This window comes from Arundinibacter roseus, assembly GCF_004348825.1.
Classification (GTDB): Bacteria; Bacteroidota; Bacteroidia; order Cytophagales; family Spirosomataceae; genus Arundinibacter; species Arundinibacter roseus.
Window position 1 is genome coordinate 45,267 of sequence record NZ_SMJU01000015.1, and the last position, 20,169, is coordinate 65,435.

Annotated in this window: 20 protein-coding genes; 10 read left to right on the forward strand and 10 right to left on the reverse strand. The window is 46.2% G+C overall.

Going from position 1 to position 20,169, the window contains the following annotated elements:
- Positions 1-401 precede the first annotated feature (401 nt).
- The 7 genes from EZE20_RS19920 to EZE20_RS19950 all read left to right on the forward strand — a co-directional run bounded on the left by EZE20_RS19920 (position 402) and on the right by EZE20_RS19950 (position 7,104).
- The gene (locus EZE20_RS19920; protein ID WP_132121134.1) at positions 402-1,463 is read left to right on the forward strand and encodes a saccharopine dehydrogenase family protein; all 1,062 of its coding nucleotides are present in this window, start codon (positions 402-404) and stop codon (positions 1,461-1,463) included.
- Between the two features lie 83 nt (positions 1,464-1,546).
- Positions 1,547-3,073: an L-piperidine-6-carboxylate dehydrogenase gene (gene amaB / locus EZE20_RS19925; protein ID WP_132121019.1), complete on the forward strand. Its 1,527-nt coding sequence runs from the start codon at positions 1,547-1,549 to the stop codon at positions 3,071-3,073.
- Between the two features lie 112 nt (positions 3,074-3,185).
- Complete coding sequence (locus tag EZE20_RS19930; protein ID WP_132121021.1) at positions 3,186-3,470, forward strand: PqqD family peptide modification chaperone; 285 nt, start codon at positions 3,186-3,188, stop codon at positions 3,468-3,470.
- Positions 3,471-3,477: 7 nt separating this feature from the next.
- A complete protein-coding gene (locus tag EZE20_RS19935) occupies positions 3,478-3,918 on the forward strand; it encodes a lasso peptide biosynthesis B2 protein (RefSeq protein ID WP_132121023.1) in 441 nt (146 codons plus the stop codon).
- Positions 3,919-3,966: 48 nt separating this feature from the next.
- The gene (locus EZE20_RS19940; protein ID WP_132121025.1) at positions 3,967-5,043 is read left to right on the forward strand and encodes a hypothetical protein; all 1,077 of its coding nucleotides are present in this window, start codon (positions 3,967-3,969) and stop codon (positions 5,041-5,043) included.
- 43 nt (positions 5,044-5,086) lie between these two features.
- Positions 5,087-5,995, forward strand: a complete 909-nt coding sequence (locus tag EZE20_RS19945; protein ID WP_132121027.1) for a phosphoenolpyruvate carboxykinase (ATP) — start codon at positions 5,087-5,089, stop codon at positions 5,993-5,995.
- Positions 5,995-7,104: a nucleotidyltransferase domain-containing protein gene (locus tag EZE20_RS19950; RefSeq protein WP_132121029.1), complete on the forward strand. Its 1,110-nt coding sequence runs from the start codon at positions 5,995-5,997 to the stop codon at positions 7,102-7,104. The genes EZE20_RS19945 and EZE20_RS19950 overlap by 1 nt, the downstream gene beginning before the upstream one ends.
- A 99-nt stretch (positions 7,105-7,203) precedes the next feature.
- Here EZE20_RS19950 and ftsH read toward each other — a convergent pair whose 3' ends face one another.
- Positions 7,204-9,270: an ATP-dependent zinc metalloprotease FtsH gene (ftsH, locus tag EZE20_RS19955; protein ID WP_132121031.1), complete on the reverse strand. Its 2,067-nt coding sequence runs from the start codon at positions 9,268-9,270 to the stop codon at positions 7,204-7,206.
- 69 nt (positions 9,271-9,339) lie between these two features.
- Entirely contained in the window at positions 9,340-9,723 is a 384-nt protein-coding gene (rsfS, locus tag EZE20_RS19960; RefSeq protein ID WP_132121033.1) for a ribosome silencing factor, read from the reverse strand.
- 80 nt (positions 9,724-9,803) lie between these two features.
- Here rsfS and EZE20_RS19965 point away from each other — a divergent pair, with 80 nt between their 5' ends.
- Positions 9,804-10,577: a biotin--[acetyl-CoA-carboxylase] ligase gene (locus tag EZE20_RS19965; RefSeq protein ID WP_165933537.1), complete on the forward strand. Its 774-nt coding sequence runs from the start codon at positions 9,804-9,806 to the stop codon at positions 10,575-10,577.
- Here the strand turns inward: EZE20_RS19965 and EZE20_RS19970 are convergent.
- From EZE20_RS19970 to EZE20_RS19980, 3 genes are all read right to left on the reverse strand, one after another.
- Positions 10,558-10,899, reverse strand: coding sequence for a transmembrane 220 family protein (locus EZE20_RS19970; RefSeq protein WP_132121037.1), 342 nt, complete (start codon positions 10,897-10,899; stop codon positions 10,558-10,560). The genes EZE20_RS19965 and EZE20_RS19970 overlap by 20 nt on opposite strands.
- 148 nt (positions 10,900-11,047) lie before the next feature.
- Positions 11,048-11,611 (reverse strand): T9SS type A sorting domain-containing protein, encoded by a 564-nt coding sequence (locus EZE20_RS19975; RefSeq protein WP_132121039.1) that lies wholly within the window; start codon positions 11,609-11,611, stop codon positions 11,048-11,050.
- A gap of 146 nt (positions 11,612-11,757) precedes the next feature.
- A complete protein-coding gene (locus EZE20_RS19980) occupies positions 11,758-12,405 on the reverse strand; it encodes a tetratricopeptide repeat protein (RefSeq protein WP_228713909.1) in 648 nt (215 codons plus the stop codon).
- A 359-nt stretch (positions 12,406-12,764) separates the two neighbouring features.
- On the opposite strand from EZE20_RS19980, the gene fsa reads away from it, so the two are divergent.
- Positions 12,765-13,421 carry a fructose-6-phosphate aldolase gene (fsa, locus tag EZE20_RS19985; protein ID WP_132121136.1) on the forward strand — a complete coding sequence of 219 codons (657 nt, stop codon included), beginning with the start codon at positions 12,765-12,767 and terminating at the stop codon, positions 13,419-13,421.
- A 45-nt stretch (positions 13,422-13,466) separates the two neighbouring features.
- Positions 13,467-14,144, forward strand: a complete 678-nt coding sequence (locus tag EZE20_RS19990; protein ID WP_132121043.1) for a cell division ATP-binding protein FtsE — start codon at positions 13,467-13,469, stop codon at positions 14,142-14,144.
- Position 14,145: 1 nt separating this feature from the next.
- Here the strand turns inward: EZE20_RS19990 and EZE20_RS19995 are convergent, their stop codons facing one another.
- The 5 genes from EZE20_RS19995 to kdsB all read right to left on the reverse strand — a co-directional run bounded on the left by EZE20_RS19995 (position 14,146) and on the right by kdsB (position 20,157).
- A complete protein-coding gene (locus tag EZE20_RS19995) occupies positions 14,146-14,769 on the reverse strand; it encodes a biliverdin-producing heme oxygenase (protein WP_132121045.1) in 624 nt (207 codons plus the stop codon).
- A complete protein-coding gene (locus EZE20_RS20000) occupies positions 14,741-17,074 on the reverse strand; it encodes an ATP-binding protein (protein ID WP_132121047.1) in 2,334 nt (777 codons plus the stop codon). The genes EZE20_RS19995 and EZE20_RS20000 overlap by 29 nt, the downstream gene beginning before the upstream one ends.
- Before the next feature lie 30 nt (positions 17,075-17,104).
- Positions 17,105-17,560, reverse strand: coding sequence for a response regulator (locus tag EZE20_RS20005; RefSeq protein WP_132121049.1), 456 nt, complete (start codon positions 17,558-17,560; stop codon positions 17,105-17,107).
- Positions 17,561-17,740: 180 nt separating this feature from the next.
- Positions 17,741-19,306, reverse strand: a complete 1,566-nt coding sequence (gene porX / locus EZE20_RS20010; protein ID WP_132121051.1) for a T9SS response regulator signal transducer PorX — start codon at positions 19,304-19,306, stop codon at positions 17,741-17,743.
- A 113-nt stretch (positions 19,307-19,419) separates the two neighbouring features.
- The gene (kdsB, locus tag EZE20_RS20015; protein WP_132121053.1) at positions 19,420-20,157 is read right to left on the reverse strand and encodes a 3-deoxy-manno-octulosonate cytidylyltransferase; all 738 of its coding nucleotides are present in this window, start codon (positions 20,155-20,157) and stop codon (positions 19,420-19,422) included.
- Between the last annotated feature and the right edge of the window lie 12 nt (positions 20,158-20,169).

Consider the following 20,169-nt stretch of genomic DNA (forward strand, 5'->3'; position numbering starts at 1 on the left):
AGGTACGAGGCCGCACCCTGCAATATTTCTTCTTTACAAAGAGATTTTGATTTAATTGGTTCATAAAATCATAACGAAGGCTTTGTACACACGTCCTTGCATTTGGCCGACAGGGGGTTTATATTTGTGTAAATCAACAGTTCAGACTTCTAGTTGAACCCCTTGCTCAACATACAGCGGGCCCGATTTGCCTTTCTGCGCAGCATGTCTTCCCATGTGCCGGGCATGTAGCGCCTTAGTTTTCCACTTCTTTTTCTTAGTGCGTGTTTCCGTGGTTTTGTCTTTTTAAGATATAAACCTGGCTTGTGCGTATACTTATTTTTTAATTGTTTAATGAGGCATTTGCTTCGTTTAATCCATATATTTTTCTAATTCGGCAATTCCCTATGAAAACTAACGAAATAAAGAAAATCCTGGTCATTGGCATGGGTAAAGTAGGTTCTTTGGTAGGAACTCTGCTCAGCAACCGCTTTGAAGTTGTCGGCCTCGACAAAGCTGCTCCGGCCGTAGAACTGCCTTTTCTATGTAAAAAAGCGGATGTTACTAATCACGCCGATTTAAAAACTCATCTGACGGGCTTTGACGCAGTGGTGTCCTGCATGCCTTATAATTTGAACTTACCTATTGCCCAAACGGCCTATGAGTTGGGCATACATTACTTTGACCTTACCGAGGACGTCCCCACGACGGTTGCGATTCGTGAAATGGCGAAAGATAGTCGGGGCGTAATGGCTCCGCAATGTGGACTGGCACCGGGATTTATCGGGATTGTCGGGGCCGATCTGGCGAAGAACTTTACCCGCCTACGCGATATTGAACTGCGGGTGGGTGCCTTGCCACGCTATCCAAACGGCCTGTTGGGCTACTCGTTTACCTGGTCCCCGGCGGGCGTCATTAATGAATACATCAACGATGCCGAGGTTATTCATAACGGAGTACGTAAAACGGTTTCTTCGCTTGATGGCATTGAGGTGATCAATATTGAAGGACAGGAATTTGAAGCGTTTACTACTTCCGGCGGCCTGGGCACGATGTGCGAAACCTATGATGGACGAGTTGATACGCTCAACTACAAGACGATACGCTACCCCGGTCATGCCAAACTGATGCGTTTTATGCTTTATGAATTAATCCTGAAAAATGATCGGGAGCTAATCGAACGCATTCTGACGGAGGCAAAACCTCCGGTACAGGAAGATGTGGTGTACGTATATGCCGTAGTTGAAGGCTGGAAAGGAGAAATACTGGAACGTGAAGAGTTTTACCGGGCCTATCATCCGATTACTATCGACGGTCAGCATTGGCGGGCTATCTCCTGGACGACCGCTGCGTCAATTGCCGCAGTGGTCGAAATGGTAGCGGATGGGACGCTGCCACAAAAAGGGTTTGTCCGGCAGGAAGACATTGCGCTTGATGCTTTTCTGAACACGACAAATGGAGCGTTCTTTGACGAGACTGTGTAGTTTTTTTAAAATTTATTCAAGATTATATTTATTTAAAATACTGGTAATTAATAGATTATTGGTAAAACCCATTTATTCAAAACATGCAAACGTTCTTACAAAAGCTTTCTATAAAACCTAAAAATGCTGGTGTTAGTACCGGTCAGCAGCAGTGGACTAGTACCGGCGAGGAGATCGAATCTTTTTCTCCGGTGGATGGAAAATCTATTGGCACTACCACAGAAACTACCCGCAAAGATTATGATCAGGTACTCGAAACCGCCCGGCTTGCCTTTCGGGAATGGCGGCTTGTGCCCGCACCCCGACGGGGCGAAATTGTCCGGCAGATTGGCGATGCGCTCCGGGAAGGCAAACAGGAATTGGGCCAACTGGTCAGTTACGAAATGGGCAAAAGCCTGCCCGAAGGGCTGGGTGAAGTTCAGGAAATGATCGACATCTGTGATTTTGCGGTGGGACTGTCCCGGCAGCTGTACGGCCTGACGATGCACAGCGAGCGCCCGGCGCATCGCATGTACGAGCAGTGGCATCCGCTTGGAGTCGTTGGCATTATTTCGGCCTTTAATTTTCCGGTAGCAGTTTGGTCCTGGAACGCGATGATTGCCTGGGTGTGCGGCGATGTGTGCGTGTGGAAACCTTCCGAAAAAACTCCTCTGACGGGTATTGCCTGTCAGCAACTGATACAAGCGGTTTTTGCCAGGAACGAGGTACCCGAAGGCGTTTCCTGCCTGATTAGCGGCGGGCGCAGCGTGGGAGAATGGATGGCAAACGACCCTCGCGTTGATCTGCTATCGGCAACGGGAAGTACCCGCATGGGCAAAGCCGTGGCCGAAGCCGTTGGGCGCCGATTGGGACGCAGTCTTCTTGAATTAGGAGGAAACAACGCTATTATCATAACACCGGAAGCCGATTTGGCCGTTGCCATTCCGGCCATAGTTTTTGGTGCCGTAGGTACTGCCGGACAACGCTGCACAAGTACCCGCCGACTGATTGTCCACACCGCAATGTATGATGAAATGAAGGAGCGACTGCAAAAAGCCTATGCTCAGCTCCGAATTGGCAATCCGCTCGAAACTGGCGTACACGTGGGGCCACTCATTGATCAGGATGCTGTGGGCGGTTATCTGGCAAGCGTAGAAGCGATTCGTAAGCAGGGAGGTAGTTTTGTAGTAGAGCCGGAGGTGCTTTCAGGAGCGGACTATGAGTCAGGCTGTTATGTGCGGCCTTGCATTGCCGAAGCCGAAAATCAGTGGGAGATCGTGCAGCGCGAAACCTTTGCACCGATTTTATACCTGATCCGCTACGAAACGCTGGAAGAAGCTATTGACCTTCAAAATGGCGTTCCACAAGGACTTTCTTCGGCTATTTTTACCTTAAACATGCGCGAGGCCGAGCAATTTTTATCGGCGGCGGGCAGCGATTGCGGCATTGCGAATGTGAACATCGGTACTTCCGGCGCCGAAATCGGAGGCGCTTTTGGTGGCGAAAAAGAAACCGGCGGAGGGCGCGAGTCTGGCTCCGATGCCTGGAAAGCCTACATGCGTCGCCAAACCAACACGCTCAACTATGGCCGAACGCTACCGCTGGCGCAGGGCATTACATTTGATATTTAGGCAAGCCATTTTCCTTTAAAGCGTATCCGGGTAGCAAAAACGCAGGTATATTTCTTATTTTTGCAGTAGTTAAAAAAAATTGACTACACCGGATACGTAATCTTTATTACATATGAATAGCGAAGCCAAACAAACGCAGTACAGGTTAACCTCCGATCAGGTATCGTCTAATCTGGGGGGTGAAGTAGTGATTCTGAATCATGACAAAGGGGTTTACTATGGATTGGGAGAGGTAGGTGCGCTCGTGTGGAGTGCCCTGGAAAATACCTCACATTCGTTTGAGGAGTTGTGCACCCTGGTAATGGCTGAATATGAGGTAGATCAGGAAACCTGTGAGGCTGATATGGAAGCTCTACTTGCTGAGCTTATGGAAGAAAAACTAATTGAAGTCGTTTAATTCTGATTTGATACCCTGGGTTTTACATATCAAAAAGGCAGGAAGTTTGCCGCTCGCCCGCTACCTTGCGCTCATGCAGGCGGCGAGCGTACTAATAGGTATTAAATTATTTTTGGTGATACTTCCTTTCCGAACATTCAGGCGTATCTATGGAAAATTGACCAATCCTGCCCACAAACAACAGTACACGCAGGCGTATATTTCGGACCGGATTTGGGCCGTACGAACAGCGGCACATTGGCTGCCGTTTTCGTTACTCTGTTTGCCACAGGCGCTTAGCCTCAAATTTTTGCTTAGAAAAGAGGACCAACTACCTTTACACATCGGCGTGCAAATTCAGGCTTCTGCTGGTTTTGAAGCACATGCGTGGGTTGAGAAAAACGGCAAAATTATCATTGGAGAGTGGCCAGAAAATACAACGTATAAACCCATTTGGGTTTGGCAATAAAACCTACCTGTCGGACACTTTACTTTATACATTTTAGAAACCCACTACATGCCTTCGCTGCACAGTAAGCTTCCTTCGCTCTATCATACGCTATTTCCAGAACTAGCTTCGCTGGAAGCTCCAACCGAAAGCTTTGCTACCTGCGAAAACTGTGTGCTTTGTCAAAAACCCGACAGCCCGTTTCTTGATACCAAGTGCTGTACCTATTATCCTCAGCTTCCTAACTATTTTATTGGTGGTATATTAAGTGATTCCCGCCCGGAATTGCAGGAAGGCAAACAACGTCTGCGAGCGCTGATTCAGGCGGGGCACGGCGTTACACCCACAGGTTTGGTGACACCGCTGCGCTACGACCTGCTGAATACCGCAATTCGTACTGATAAGTCGCCGGCCAAAGGAAACGAATGGACCAAAGCGGAGGTAGATACGCTGCGGTGTCCATTTTACGATCAGGGAGCCTGCACCGTGTGGGACTACCGCGAACACGGCTGCTCAACGTCTTTCTGTAAATCCGTTGGCGGCGAAACCGGCACGGCTTTCTGGAATTCTTTGTCGGTGTATCTAACGGATATTGAAGATGCCCTGGCACGTTATGTACTAGTGTTCATGAATTTTCCGGCAGATACCATTTCAGCCGAACGTTTGAGTACTCAAAATTTAGGACTCGACAGCGCCGTTGGTGAGGTAAATGCTGTGGAGTATAAGCGGTTGTGGGGAAGTTGGGCAGGTAAAGAAGAAGTATTTTATGTAAAAGCATTCGAACTTGTTCGTGATCTGGATCAAACGCAGCTGAGTGGTTTGCTAGGGGTTAAAGGCGCCGTTCGATGGCAGCAGTTGCTGGCTCGTCAGCAACAGTTTTTGACTCCCGAAATTCCCGATTGGCTGGTTCTGAGTGACGAAGTAACGATCGAAAAATTGGCTATTGGTGAAGTAGAACTCAAAACCACTCAGGGTACTTTCGTTGTGCCGGGGTTGGTCTATCATTTTTTAACAAAACTCGACACAAAATATACGGTTGATGCAGTTGATCAAACCCTCAATGCGCTGGGAGTAGAGTTTAAAAAAGAGTATTTGACAATTCTTTTCCACTTGAAAATTCTTCGTCCCGGACAAACCATTAAATAATTAAATACAGCCCAACTTTATATTTGCTTGAAAATCAGGATTCATGCCGCTATACTTCGCCTTCAACCTCCTCATCCGATCCGACATCAGTTTGCCCGAACTGAATCCGGCTACCGAAACCGGACAGCCGGAAGACATTCGAATTTGCCTGACAAGTCTTACGTTACCGACCTTAAAGCAAACGCCCATTCACCGGCGTGGCGTAAGGGCTCGGAGTGGCTCCGCGGGCAGTGATACAATTTTCATGTCCTGGAAAGGTATTGCCGCATACAAAGCCGTTGGCGGTCATACACTTTTTGTAGATAGCTACACCGAAGATGCGTCCGTCCTTAGCCTGTTTACGGTTAGTGAAGCTTTGGGGTGTATTCTCTTGCAACGCGGATTGTTGCTGCTGCATGCAAGTGCGGTGCAGGTAGGAGCGGGTGCTTACTGTTTTATGGGGGTGCCGGGTGCGGGAAAATCAACCACGGCAACGGCTTTTGTGCAGGCCGGAGCGCCGCTGTTAAGTGATGATTTAACGGCTATATGGTTTAATGAAAAGAAAGAACCCTTTATTCTTCCGGCCTATCCTCAGTTGAAAATCTGGGAAAATACGGTGGAAGGCCTTTCTTTTGAAAAAACGGATTTGCAGCCGGTAAGCGAAGGAATTAATAAGTTTTCATTTAATCCTCAACACAATTTTCCGACCCAACCTGTTCCGTTGGCGCAGGTTTATTTTATTCATAAAGCCCGCAATAAACCTGCTTTACAGCAAGTCAAACCCACCGAAGTACCGATTGAACTGGTTCGGCATTTTCCGTTGGCTACACATTTGCTGGAAGGGAAAGTTTTGCACCAACATTTTTTGCAAAGTATGTGGTGCGCAGCGGCGGCTTCTATTTGGCGAAAACGTCGTCCGGCAGATTTTAAAGCGCTCCAAAATTGGGCTGAAAGCTGTATTCAAATATCCTGATGGAAACATTTATCCACCCTGCATTGCCTTCCGCAGAACTAGCGCTGATTCAATCGGCCTGTTTGGGGGTACCACTGGCAGAAGAAACCTGGACGGACGTTCGGGGAGAACGGCTTTTGGCGCTGGCACGCTGGCATCAGGTGCGTCCGCAGGTTTTTGCGGCTGTTCAGCATTTTTCTGCTTCGTGGGTTGGTGAGTTAAAACAAGAGGTCTTTCAGCTTACACTATCCAATTTGGTCAATACGCGTGAAACACTCAGTTTACTGACTATTCTTAAAAAAAATCAGATTTCGGCCTATGCCTATAAAGGCTGCGTGTGGGCCGAGTGGCTCTATGGCCAACAAAGTCGACGTGAATTTGGGGATATAGATTTGCTGGTAGCAAAAGATGATGTAAACCGTTGCCTCGACTTATTTCGATCGGTGGGGTATGCGCCCGACCCGTATCGGGAATATCTTTTAACTAATCAAACGTCGATTCGGGACGCTTTTTTTCGAACGGACTACCACATTCCCATGGAAAAAAGGGTAGGGGCGGCATCAAGTATGATGCTGGAAGTCCATTGGCAGGTGGCTTATCCTCGTTTGTGTTTTTCGTTTCCATCCAAAGAATGGAGTGAGTATAAAGTACAAATGATGATTCAGAGCGAGTCCGTACGCTGTTTCACCAACGAGTATCAACTGTTGCTGCTTATCATGCATCATGGGGGAAAAGAGAATTGGGCAAAACTAAAATACGTGGCCGATTTGGCTGCCTATATGAAGCGTTACGGTGCTGCAACCAATTGGCCGCTTGTGAAACGATTGGCGGAGAAAAAAGGCCTTTGGAAACTGGTACGGCAAAGTTTGGGCCTTTTAAAAGCGCTTGGCATGCCGTGGAGTGACGCATGGCCTGAGGTTGAGGCAGTTTCGCTGAAAGCTACCATTTTGAAAAATTGGGAGGAAATGCCCCCCGATCCTAAAAATTCTACCTGGATGTACCTGAAACAAGCCATAACGATTCGTGAACATACAGCTGATCAATGGGAGGTTGCCAAAGCTCATCTTCGGTATATGAGTGAGCTGAAACTTCTGCTGCATAAATCACGCTGGTACGCAGGTAAATCGTAGGCAAAGTTTCCTGTTTCGCAAAAGTATATTCTGCCAAAAAACAAAACGGACGATACATTTTATATGTACCGTCCGTTTTTATTAATTAATTCCTGAAAATCAGGCCTTTGATTCTTCTGCCGGGCTTTCTGCTTCGGTAATTACATCGCTTGCTTTGGCTTTTTCTTCCAATGCCTGCTTCACTACTTCTTCATGAATTGCGGCTTCTTCCCGCGAGCGGCGGTTTACGTATGCCTGATAGTTCGTTTCCTTCTCGTAAGGTCTTTTTCCAATCAAACGATCCAGGTCACTTTGGAATAAAATCTCTTTTTCCAATAACTCCTGCGCAATCGTTTCCAACTCAGTCCGCTTGTCGCGGAGAAGTGTCATCACATGCTGATACGCTTTATCGACTAACAATCGAACTTCGTGGTCAATTTTCTCGGCAGTTGCGTCAGAGTAAGGTTTGGTAAATGAATAATCCGATTGCTTGGAATCATAAAACGAAATGTTTCCAATTTTATCATTCATTCCGTACATCGTCACCATGCTGTATGCCAGTTTGGTAACTCGTTCGAGGTCGCTAAGAGCTCCGGTAGAGATTTTGCCAAACACTACATCTTCGGCAGCCCGTCCACCCAACGTCATACACATTTCGTCGAAAAGCTGCTCGGTACGGTAGAGATACTGCTCACGCGGCAAATACTGCGCATAACCCAATGCTGCCACTCCACGAGGTACAATCGTTACTTTTACCAACGGATCTGCGTGTTCGAGGTACCATCCGGCTACGGCGTGGCCGGCTTCGTGGTAGGCTACAATCTGCTTTTCTTCGGGCGAAATCAGTTTGTTTTTCTTTTCCAAACCACCAATTACCCGATCCATCGCATCCTGAAAATCCTGCATTGTCACCTCGTCACGGTCGCGACGGGCAGCGATAAGCGCTGCTTCGTTGCAAACGTTGGCAATTTCGGCACCGGCAAAACCAGGCGTTTGGGCAGCTAATTTCTGAATATCTACGTCCTGAGAGATCTTGATGGGTTTCAGGTGTACTTTGAAAATCGCTTCACGGCCAATTACGTCCGGCTTATCAACAGAAATCTGACGGTCAAAACGGCCGGGACGAAGCAACGCCGAATCCAGTACATCCGGACGGTTAGTTGCGGCTACGATAATAATACCTGAGTCCGTAGCAAAGCCATCCATTTCAACAAGCAGCGAGTTTAACGTATTCTCACGCTCGTCGTTTGAGCCGGGCATACCGCCACGTCCACGTGAACGACCTACGGCGTCAATTTCATCAATAAAGATGATACAGGGAGCTTTTTCTTTGGCTTGCTTGAAAAGGTCACGAACCCGGGCTGCGCCTACGCCTACAAACATTTCTACAAAATCAGAACCTGACAAAGAGAAAAACGGTACGCCTGCTTCGCCCGCTACGGCCTTGGCCAGCAGGGTTTTACCCGTACCGGGAGGGCCTACCAGCAAAGCTCCTTTGGGGATTTTTGCACCTAATTTTTTAAACTTATCGGGACTTTTAAGATAATCCACAATTTCCTTAATCTCCTCTTTGGCTTCATCGAGTCCGGCAACGTCGTTAAAGGTAATTTTTACCTTATTTTCGGCATCAAACAGCGTAGCTCTCGAACGGCCAATGTTGAAGATTTGCCCACCGGGCCCTACACCTCCTGACATTCGGCCCAGCAGGAAGTACATCACCAGAATCATGACTATGAAAAAGCCCCACGTGCCGATAAAGCCCGTCCAGTCGTTTCGGGTGTCAATTTTATATTCAATTTTATCTCCATCGGCGACTCCCTCCTGCATTTGTTCAAGATCTTTCTTGAAGGTTTCGGCAGATGTTACCTGAAACTGATAGTGTGGTCCTGCTTCTCCGCTGAAATAATTATTGTCTTTGGATAAAACCTGATACTTATCTTTTTTAAGGGCCTCCGGTTTCAGTGTTACCTCCACCGATTTGTCGTTCACAATCGTAACCCGTGCCACTTCGCTGTCGGTTACCATTTTCTCAAATCGCTTTTGGGTAGTCTCCCGAAGTGTAGAAGACCGATTGAGGTATGTAATTCCCAGTATCGTGGCGATCAAGGCAGCGATGATCCAGCCCTGATAGCCACGTTGCGGGCTTTTGGGATTCAATGGATTTCTTTTGTTATCGTTATCAGACATTATAATAGGGCATTAGTAGAAATTTGTTATAAAAACATATTCCGCGTGAGTAATGTTCACAGGAATATTTTAAGCAACCGACTCTTCAATTAAAGTCAGTTCTGCATCTCCCCAGAGCTCTTCCAGGTCATAGTATTTGCGACGATCTTTTTTGAATACATGGACTACAACGTCGACATAGTCAATTAAAATCCATTCGCGGTTCGTTTTTCCTTCTTTATGCCAGGGGTTTTCCTGAATTGCCTTGTGTACCTCATGTTCAATGGAATCAGCGATAGCGTCGATTTGGGTATCTGATGTACCCGAACAGATGATGAAGTAGTCCGCTACGGCATTTTTTACTTTGCGAAGGTCAAGAATTGCAATTTCCTGCCCTTTCTTTTCGATCATTCCTTTCGTTACAAGCTGGCAGAGGTCTTGTGAAGATACTTCTTTATTTTTGCGTTGTTTCATGCGTTTTGTTTACCGGTGAAAGTCCAAACTGTTCATGGCACAGTTTGGCATTGATAAAAGTAAAAAATAAATCAAAAAAAGTGTACGACTCTTGCGCTAAAACCTTGTTTATAGGTAAAAAGATTGTTTATCTGCCATCTTGTCATTCTACCAACGACATAGCGGCTGAATTAGTGCGTGCTGAAAAGTTGCCGGAGGGTTCCGTTGTCATCACCAGCGAGCAAACTGCCGGGCGTGGACAACGTGGTTCCCGATGGATTACCGAGCAGGGCGCAAATTTTACGTTTTCGGTAGTATTCTGTCCTGCTTTTTTGGCCATAGATCAACAATTTCTTCTTAGTCAGGCGGTTGCATTAGGTGTTTTGGGTTTTCTGTCTGACAAATGTGCCCATGCCCAGATCAAATGGCCCAATGATTTATACATTCAGGATTCGAAAGTCGGAGGTATTTTAATTGAAAATTCGATCCAGGGCGCGCGCCTGTCACACGCAATCGCGGGAATTGGCCTGAATATCAACCAACGCCAATTTTCTGTCCCACGGGCTACGTCTCTTTTTCGGGAAACCAGGCAATTTTTTGACTTGAAAACCGAGCTGCCCTTGTTGCTACAACATTTGGAACAATCGTATTTACAACTCAGAAATGGCCATTTTGAGGTTATTCGTGAGCGGTACAAAACGCGACTGCTGGGTTTTGGTCAGAAGCGAACTTTTGCTGCCAACGGTATTCTTTTTTCCGGAACAGTCGTAGGAATTACGCCGTATGGACAGTTACAGGTTCTGACAGAAGAGGGAGCGATTCGGGAGTTTGACATCAAGGAGATTGAATGGAAATTTACTCTGGACGAGAGCTAAGCCATCCCAGCAAGCCCATCGCCACTGCACAAATACCCAACCCAAGCGACTCGCGTGCCAATTCAATATTGAGACTTCGCATCCCTAAATCACCAAAAAAGATTCCTTCAAATTCGGGTGGCCAAACAAGAAAAGTACCAATCAGAAAAGCCACAGCCAAACCATAAAATATCCAGTAAGGCCACAGCCGTTTGTGGGCCATGTAGCAGGCAAGTGCAGCTGCCGAATAGATGGATATCCAGATTTCGGGGTCAGGATCATTGAACTGAAAGTAGGAGAAAAGCAGGAAGAGTAGTCCGAAAAGTAGCGATACAAATTTCATTTGCAGTAAAAATTACAAGGCTTAACAGGTAAAACTTTTGCAGAACAAAGAAAATTCCAGGGCCAAATTACTGATAGCGGCTACAAAAAACAGGGAGCAAAGAAATTGAATCTTTTGCTCCCTGTTTTTTTATGGACCTGTTATCTAATCAATTTTGCTTCACAATCTTGTGCGTTTTACGACCATTTGGCGTGTCCAACGTACACAGATACACTCCATTGGGGAGTGTTTCAGACTCAAAAGTGATTTTGTGCGTTCCACCGCTTTGCGGCTCGTTGGTCAGCAGTCGTGAAATGACCGTTCCGCGCAGGTCCAGAATACTAATACTTACCGAAGCCGTTTCGGGAATTGTATATTCGATTAAGGTATTTTGAGCAAATGGATTTGGATAGGCTCCCAGGCTGAAAACATTTTCTTCCCAGGTAATCAGAGACAACTCTACGGGCGCACATGCCGCAATGGAAGCGTCAAAAACGGTACCGGGCTTTACTTCAAACCCTGCACTAAGCGTTACGGACTCTCCGGCCCGATAGGCTACATTGCCCGACTGAATCACGTTGGAGGCTGTCAGGTGCTCGCTTGCCTGCTCCACAAGTGTCCCGCCTGACAGCGGCGCGGTGAGTGTGACGGTTGTAGGGCAAGAGTCCTGAGCCTGAGCGCAATAAGTAAAAGTAGCCAGGGCAAGGGATAAGAGTAGCGTAGTTTTTTTCATAGTTCGATTGGTTCAAAAAGTGAGTCATTGACTTAAAGGACAAAGACCGGTAGTTTTCCGAAAAAAGCTACGTACCAAATATACACAGGGTAAGGTGGATAAGCCACTATTTTTATCCATATTGTTCAAAAAAGTTATCAATCGGATTATTGAGCCCGCTGCGCGGCGCAATACTGATCAATGGCAATTTTGGCTTCGGCAAATCCTAATTTCTGTGCCTGCTTCAAACTCAAACATGCCAAATCCTGCTCGCCACTTTCCAGCTGAGCCAACCCCAACCCGTAGTACGCCTTCCCAAAAGACGGATCGTAGCGGGTTGCTTTTTTGAAAGCTACGACTGCTTTTTCGTACGATTTTTCACGGAAATACGTATTGCCCAAATTATACCAGGCCTGTACATTGTCTTCGTCGAGCTGTGTGGCTTTTTCAAAATCCTGAATTGCCTGCGGGATTTGTTCCATCAGGGCCAAAACCTGACCGCGATTGAGGTACACATCGGCCGTGTCAGGAGCGAGTTGGGCCACCCGATTGTAGTCGATAAGAGCAGAATCCAATTGATTTTGGGTAGTATAAAGCAGCGCACGGTTAAAATAAGGCTGATAAAAATCGGGTTTGAGCTGAATCGCCTGTGCATAGTCGAGCAAAGCATTTGGATATTCTTTTAGCTCAAAATAGGCCACCCCGCGGGTGTTGAAAGCCTCGGCGTTTTTTAGGTCTTTATCAATAGCTTTGTTCAGATAATCAATGCCTTCCCGGGTTTTTCCTTCGCGCAGCAGGGTTTTACCTTTAATCAAAAAAGCATCTGAGGATTGTGAACACTGAAAGAAAAAAAGGCTACAAAAAAATAAGATAAGCAGACGAATCATGAATTGATTTTTATTGGTTTGCACAAAAGTACGGGAGAAAGCCTTGCGAAAGTTTTCTTTTTGTCAGGAAAATGTACGTATCTTTGCAACGGCAAATCGGAACTACCAGCTCCTGCCGAATCCCCCAGGTCCTGACCGAAGCAAGGGTAGGTGGTCGTAGCGGTGAGATTCTCGGTTTGCCTTTTTTTGTTTCTTTTCAGGTCAAATCCCTTTCTTCTTTTGGATTCCTGTTGCTTTCCCTACTTTTGTATCTGATTGTTTTCACAACCAAATCCTTTACATATCAAATGAAATTCTTTATCGATACGGCCAATTTGGCTGAAATCAAAGAAGCCCATGCACTGGGAGTTCTTGATGGTGTTACCACCAATCCATCCCTCATGGCCAAAGAAGGCATTACAGGCAAAAACAACATCATGAGCCATTACAAAGCGATTTGTGATCTCGTAGATGGTGACGTTAGTGCCGAGGTAATCTCAACGGATTTTGAAGGAATGGTGCGCGAAGGAGAAGAGCTGATCGAAATTGATGACAAAATCGTAGTGAAAATTCCGATCATTAAAGACGGCGTTAAAGCGCTCAAATATTTCTCAAATAAAGGAATCCGTACCAACTGTACGCTGATTTTCTCCGCCGGACAGGCTTTGCTAGCTGCCAAAGCCGGTGCTACGTATGTATCCCCGTTCATTGGCCGTTTGGATGATATTTCTACGGATGGAGTCGCTTTAATTGAACAAATTGTTACGATCTACCGCAACTATAATTACGAAACGCAGGTATTGGCTGCGTCTGTTCGTCACCCTATGCACATTATGCAGTGTGCCGAGATTGGCGCGGATGTTATGACCGGTCCGCTGAGCGCAATTCTTGCCCTTTTGAAACATCCTTTGACGGATAGTGGCCTGGAAAAATTCCTGGCCGATTACCAGAAAGGAAATCAGTAATTCGCAGACTTCGCTACTGCAAGTCGCTCATTTTTTTGTTACGAAATGACCATTACCAACGAGCCCGTCGTTTTGCTTGAACGTGCGGATATTTATCAGGGTACAAAGCCCATTCTGGCTGATGTGAATTTTCATATCGATAAAGGAGAATTTGTTTTTCTAATCGGACGAACCGGTAGCGGAAAAAGCTCGCTGCTCAAAACCCTTTATGCCGACCTTTGGCTCCAAACGGGCTCTGCCCGGGTGGCGGGCTATGAGCTGCACAAAATAAAACGGAGTGACGTACCTTTCCTGCGCCGCAGGATTGGTATCGTCTTCCAGGATTTTCAACTCCTGACGGATCGCTCAGTGGAGGAAAACCTGACTTTTGTCCTGAAAGCTACGGGCTGGAAAGAAAAAGCCGACATTGCCCGGCGCATTTCGGAAGTGCTCATGCAGGTTGGCCTCGGCACGTCCCCAAAGAAAATGCCGCATCAACTGTCAGGCGGAGAGCAGCAGCGGGTCGTGATTGCGCGCGCGATGCTCAATGAGCCCCAGATTTTGATTGCCGATGAGCCAACCGGAAACCTCGATCCTGAGGTGAGTGAGCAAATCATGCAGGTTTTTAAAACGATCAATACCGCCGGAACGGCTATTCTGATGGCTACTCATAACTACGATTTGCTCAAAAATCACCCGGCAAGAATCCTGAAATGTGAAAATGGCGTGGTGCATGAGTCCTGATTTACAGGCGCATCTTTTGCCAATAGGCTGAAAAATAATCCTCAATGTATCCGAACGTTGCGTTGGCCGACTGAATAATTCCGTCGGCTTTTTCCGGATTCTCTTCTGCAAATGCTGCTAGTACTTCCAGAAACTCTTTCCACGAAAGCCCATTTTTTTCAGTAGCTCCGGCAAAAAAACGCCCGCCAGCCTGTGGCGTTACGCCTAGGACCTGATTGACATGCCGACCAATCACTTTTCCACCTAGTTTTGATCCTTCCAGTACGTACACAGCCCCAAAAACCTGTGCTTCGGTACGTATTTCGGGGACAGGAAGCTGCAAAGGCAAAGATTCATGAAGCGAGGGCCCGGACAAATAATCAATGTCTTCCTGTGCCAGAAAACTCCTTTTTTCAAGAGTTAAATTGGGATGATTGATTTGTAAATAGGCTGATTCACAGGCTTTTTCTAGGGAAGAAAACGCGCCATGAAACCCATGCAAAATTGTAATATATTGTGACAGTTTTAACTCCTGATGCATCAGTTGCTGACTTAGCACAGATTGTTCCAGGGCTTCGTGTCTGAATTTGGTTTGCTCCCTTAGCGTGTGAATAAAATTAATAGTCGGGGTCTTTTTGAGTTCCATGAGTTGAGTGTAGCGGCGTGGAGCCAAAGTCAATAATGCGTGATAATGGGAAAATAAGTTCAAACTGACTGCCTTCGTTAGGTTCGCTGTTGACCCAAATGTAGCCCTGATGATTCATCATGACTTTCCTGCAGATGGCCAACCCAATGCCTGTACCGGAGGTCTCAGTATTTAGTCGTTTGAATAGTCGAAAAATAATATCCCGGTAGTCTTTCTCAAATCCAATACCGTTGTCCTGAATAAAAATCGAGTAGTAAGAGCCTTCGATTGCGCCTAATTCCTTCGCCACCTCTTCTGATGGCTCGCTTGCCCAAATAGCAACATGAAGGTCTGTATCAGGTTTGCGAAATTTGAAGGAATTTGTTAAAAGATTCAGAAATAATTGCCTGATCTGAAACGGAATACCATTAATTCCAGGCAAGTTGTCCATATGAATCGTGGCTCCGGCTGCGGTAAACTCCTCCTGTTTTTCCTGGATTATTTCTGATAAAAGGGAGTTACTATTGATGACAGAAGATGGTTCATGGCCCGTAGAAATGTACGAGTAGGCCGAAATGTCGTCCAGCAGCTTCTGCATGCGCTGCGCCGAATTCTGCATTCGGTTTATAGAATCTACCAGCGTGTCCGTAAGGGTTTGGGTTTCCTGACTAAGTACCCGTGACGCCAGTACCTGAATTTTTCGCAGGGGTTCTTTGAGGTCATGCATGCTGATCCAGTGGATGTTTTCGAGTTCTTCCGTTGCGGCCTGCATGCGCTCATTGAGTGCGCGCTGCTTGTCGGCATCCTGCTGCAAGTGCAGCAATCGCAATTGTTTCTGAAAAACCGAAGCAAAGTAAGTCGTAGCTTCTACATGCACGGCAGCCCAGGCCGAACTTGTGTTTTTGACAACTTCCTGCCAGGCTTCAAACGACTTTCTCGGGCTGAGTTTTTGCCTTGCTTCCAGTAGTTGATCGGCTGCCGTGGGCCGGCCCGCCCAGGTAATCGTTTGAGACAACCCGGGCCTGAACCACAGGATACAATCTTCGCTCAAATAACCCAAAGGCTGATACATGATTCCGGAAGCCAGGTGCGCGTATGCTTCTGCCGGTGGAAATAGTGTGGCTATATTTTTACTAAAAAATGGTTCGTAACCCGTATGTTCCAGCAAAAAATTGGTTAGCTCTTTGATTGATTCCGTAGCGGGTACGTTCCCATTCGTAAATATCTGACCATCAATCAAAATGGCAACTCCCTGAGCCTGAGCGATGCGGAGTAGTTCGGGATTTGTAATGATGTCGCGTACCCGAATAGCCTCCTGCGTAAAAAAAGGAATTAAATGATTTAGACTTTTGTCTACAATTTCAACTTCCCGAACGGCCTGATTGCGCTCATGAAGGTCGATTTGGGAAGAAAGTAAAAATCCCAACAACTGCGCACTGTCGCGTTGCTTCAAGGTTAGATGCTTAGCTGACGAATGATGACACGCAATGAGCCCCCACAGACGATGATCTTTGATAATGGAAATGGAAAAAGAAGCCCCAACACCCATGTTTTTGAGGTACTGTACATGAATCGGCGACACACTGCGCAGCTGTGCGTGGCTCAGATCCAATTGTGCGGGAGCATCGTCCCATGCAGCGGGCAAACCATAAATTGCAACCGGCTCATAGGCTGTATCGTCGATCGCCCGCAACGGATTTTTGAGGTAGAGCTCGCGCGCCTGCGGCGGAATATCACTCGCCGGGTAACGTAGTCCCAAAAATGATTCCAGTGTTTCCAGGCGACTTTCGGCCAGTACTTCGCCCGTAAAATCTTCCTGATCGAACCGGTAGATCATGCTTCGGTCAAAACCCAACGTTTGCCTTACATAGTTTGCTACGGTTTGGCAAAGCTCCGTCAAATTACCGGGAGACTGGATCAAGGAAAGTAAATCGGTGAGTTGTATGCTGTAAGTTTCAGGAAGTATGTCCGCAATTGGTTCAATTTCCAGAATACGAACATTGCCCGACTGATGGGCGATCAGCTGAAAGGTTTGGTAGCTGTGAGTTACTAAAAACCGTTTGTTTTGGAACGAACTTTTTTCCTGGAAGTACGTTTCTATTTCGCTACTTTCCTGAGGGAAAAAGTCTTTAATGCTTTGTCCCAGAATGTGTTGCAAGGGAAGGCTGAAAAGCTTTTCCAGATTTTCACTTCCATAGCAAATCCGGCCATTTGCTGGATTTACCCCAATCAGGTAGCCGTGTGGCTGAATACTTCCCGGAATGTGGATAGGCTCCTCGTCACAATCCGAAATGGTTGCAACTGTATTATTTGTTAAATTAATCATCTTTTGGTTAAAAAATCTACTGCAAAGATTTCATTCGTCTACTAGTTCATTTAGATAAAAAGGGAGAGGTTTGGCAGCAAAAATCTGCTGAACTGCTATTCCGATCAGATTTTTGAGGGTTCCGAAATTGTCAGGTTTTCGGATATAAAGCGTGGCACCTTTGGCTTTGGTGGTTTCAATCATCCGTGGCGACGAGCTTGTCGAGATAATATACACTTTGGTCAGGTGGTTGCCCAACCGCTGACGAACGTAGTCCAGGCATTCAATTCCGTTGCACTTGGGCAGGTTCAAATCCAGAAAAATAGCGTCAGGCAGGGTTTCGGCATTGGACAAAATGCTCATAAGCATTTCTCCATCCGTGAATTGCTCACAATCCACCAAACTTTTATATTCGTTAATGGCGTCCAAAAACAAAAAGCGATCGTCCTCGTCGTCGTCAACGAGAAAAATCTTCGACTTAGAAGCCGAGGATTGTGGTAGCAGCATGTAGGTAAATGAGTAAAATAATACGAATTTCAGATAGTAACTAACTGATTCAGACGTGCTATTTTGGAGGGTACTTTTGGTTTACAGAGAGTAAATTAAAAGAGAGGGAAATGTGAGACTTCAATCCAGTTTTATGTGGAGGATGGAGTCTCACATTTTCTAAAAAGATGTAAATATAAGTTATTTAGCCTTTAAATCAATAAACGGAATAATGACTTCTTCCATCGAAATACCGCCGTGCTGAAATGTATCCCGGTACAAATTTACGTACTGATTATAGTTATTTGGGTAGGCAAAAAAGTAATCTTCTTTGGTAAATACGTAGGAAGTAGACACGTGCGGTTTTGGAAGAAAAAATCGCTCAGGTTTACGACAAACCAGCAAATGATCGTCGTCAAAGCCCAGGTTTTTTCCATGCTTATAGCGCAGATTGGTATTTGTCTCGCGGTAGCCAATAATTTTCACCGGCTTCTGTACCCGGATCATCCCGTGGTCAGTGGTCAGAATCAGTCGACATTTTTTCTCGGCAATTTTCCGGATCAAATCGAGCAAAGGCGAATGCTGAAACCACGATTTCGTGATAGACCGATAGGCCGCTTCATCGGGCGCAAGTTCCTTGATCATTTGCACATCGGTGCGGGCGTGGGAAAGCATATCCACAAAATTATACACCACTACATTGAGCGAATTCCCCAATAAATTGGAAAAGTTATCCACCAACGATTTCCCCTGATTCGTATTCAGAATTTTATTGTAAGAAAACTTCACCGGCAAACGATTCCATTCGAGCTGTTTTTGCAGCAGTTCGTGTTCATGCTTATTCAGCCCTTCTTCGCCTTCGGCGGTATTTTCGTCACTGACCCACCACTGCGGAAATTTACGCTCGATTTCGCTCGGCATCATTCCCGCAAAAATCGCATTTCGCGAATAGCCCGTAGTTGTAGGTAAAATAGAATAGTAGGTCGATTCTTCCTCTATATTGAAATATTCCTGCAAAATTGGCTGAATCATTTTCCATTGATCAAAGCGAAAATTATCAATCAATAAAAAGAATAGTGACTCGCCGCTACCTTTCAGATGTGGGAACACTTTCTGCTTCATCAATTGATGCGAAAGCAACGGACGATCGGCCCGGGGATCATTCAACCAGTCTTCATATTCCTCTTCGATAAACTTGGCAAAATTGGCATTTGCGTCGCTTTTCTGCATGCTAAATACCTCCGCCATTCCCTGATCCTGCGAAGTTTCCAATTCTAACTCCCAGTATATTAGTTTTTTATATATTTCAGCCCATTCTTCATGATTAATCCGGTCCTGATACTGCATGGCAAGATTTCGGAATTGCTGCTGATAGCTCAGGGTGGTTTTTTCGGTTACCAATCGCTTGTTGTCAAGAATCTTTTTTACCGAAAGTAAAATCTGATTCGGGTTGAGAGGTTTGATCAGATAATCCGCAATTTTTGACCCAATAGCGTCCTCCATGATGTGCTCTTCCTCACTTTTGGTAATCATGACCACAGGTAGGGAAGGGTGTATCTGCTTGATCTGCGCAAGCGTTTCGAGACCCGTCATGCCGGGCATCATTTCATCCAGAAATACAATATCAAAACGTTCGGTTTCTACCTTATCGAGCGCGTCTGAGCCACTGTTTACGGGGGTTACATTGTATCCTTTATTGGTCAAAAACATGATGTGAGGCTTCAATAAATCGATTTCATCATCCGCCCATAGTATGTTATATTGCATAGAGTTCAAATTAAGGAGTCTTGGTTTTATTATAGCGTATTTTATCCCTGCATAACGACAGACCGGGCAAATCTCGTATTAAACATTTGATAAACGGTCCTGAACAGGCTACATTACAGAAATTTTCGTGCCACCCGATCCAAATCCTCCGGGGTATCAATTCCGTGTGAATCGTCAGGAGTAATAACTGCCCGAATGGAATACCCGTTTTCGAGCCACCTAAGTTGTTCGAGGGCTTCTGCTTTTTCTAAGGAAGATACGGGCAACTGCGTAATTTGCGCCAATACATCCGTACGATAGGCATAAATTCCAATGTGCTTGTAAAACGTATGTGCCTGCAACCACGCCGCCGGATCTACCCCCCGCAGAAAAGGAACGGTTTGCCGACTGAAATACAGTACGTTTCGATTGGCACTTAGTAAGACTTTGGGGGTATTGGGGTTAAATAAAGTTTCCTCATCTTCAATCACTTTCACGAGCGTTGATAGCTGCGTTTCACCGTTGAGTACCGAGGCAAGACGGTTGATTTGAGTAGGCTGAATAAAGGGTTCATCTCCCTGAATATTAATTACATAGTCGTAAATCCCTTCGAGGTATTGCAGTGCTTCGAAGCAACGGTCCGTACCACTTTGGTGGTCGGGTGATGTCATTACCACTTTACCGCCAAAGGCCAGCACGTGGTCATAGATCCGGGAGTCGTCGGTAGCTACCACTACATCCGAAAGCCGGGACGATTGCATGGCCTGCTCATACACACGGCGGATCATGCTGAGCCCACCAATGTCGGCCAGCGCTTTGGCCGGAAAACGGGTAGAGGCATAGCGGGCGGGAATTATTCCTACGATTTGCACAGTTGGTTTCTT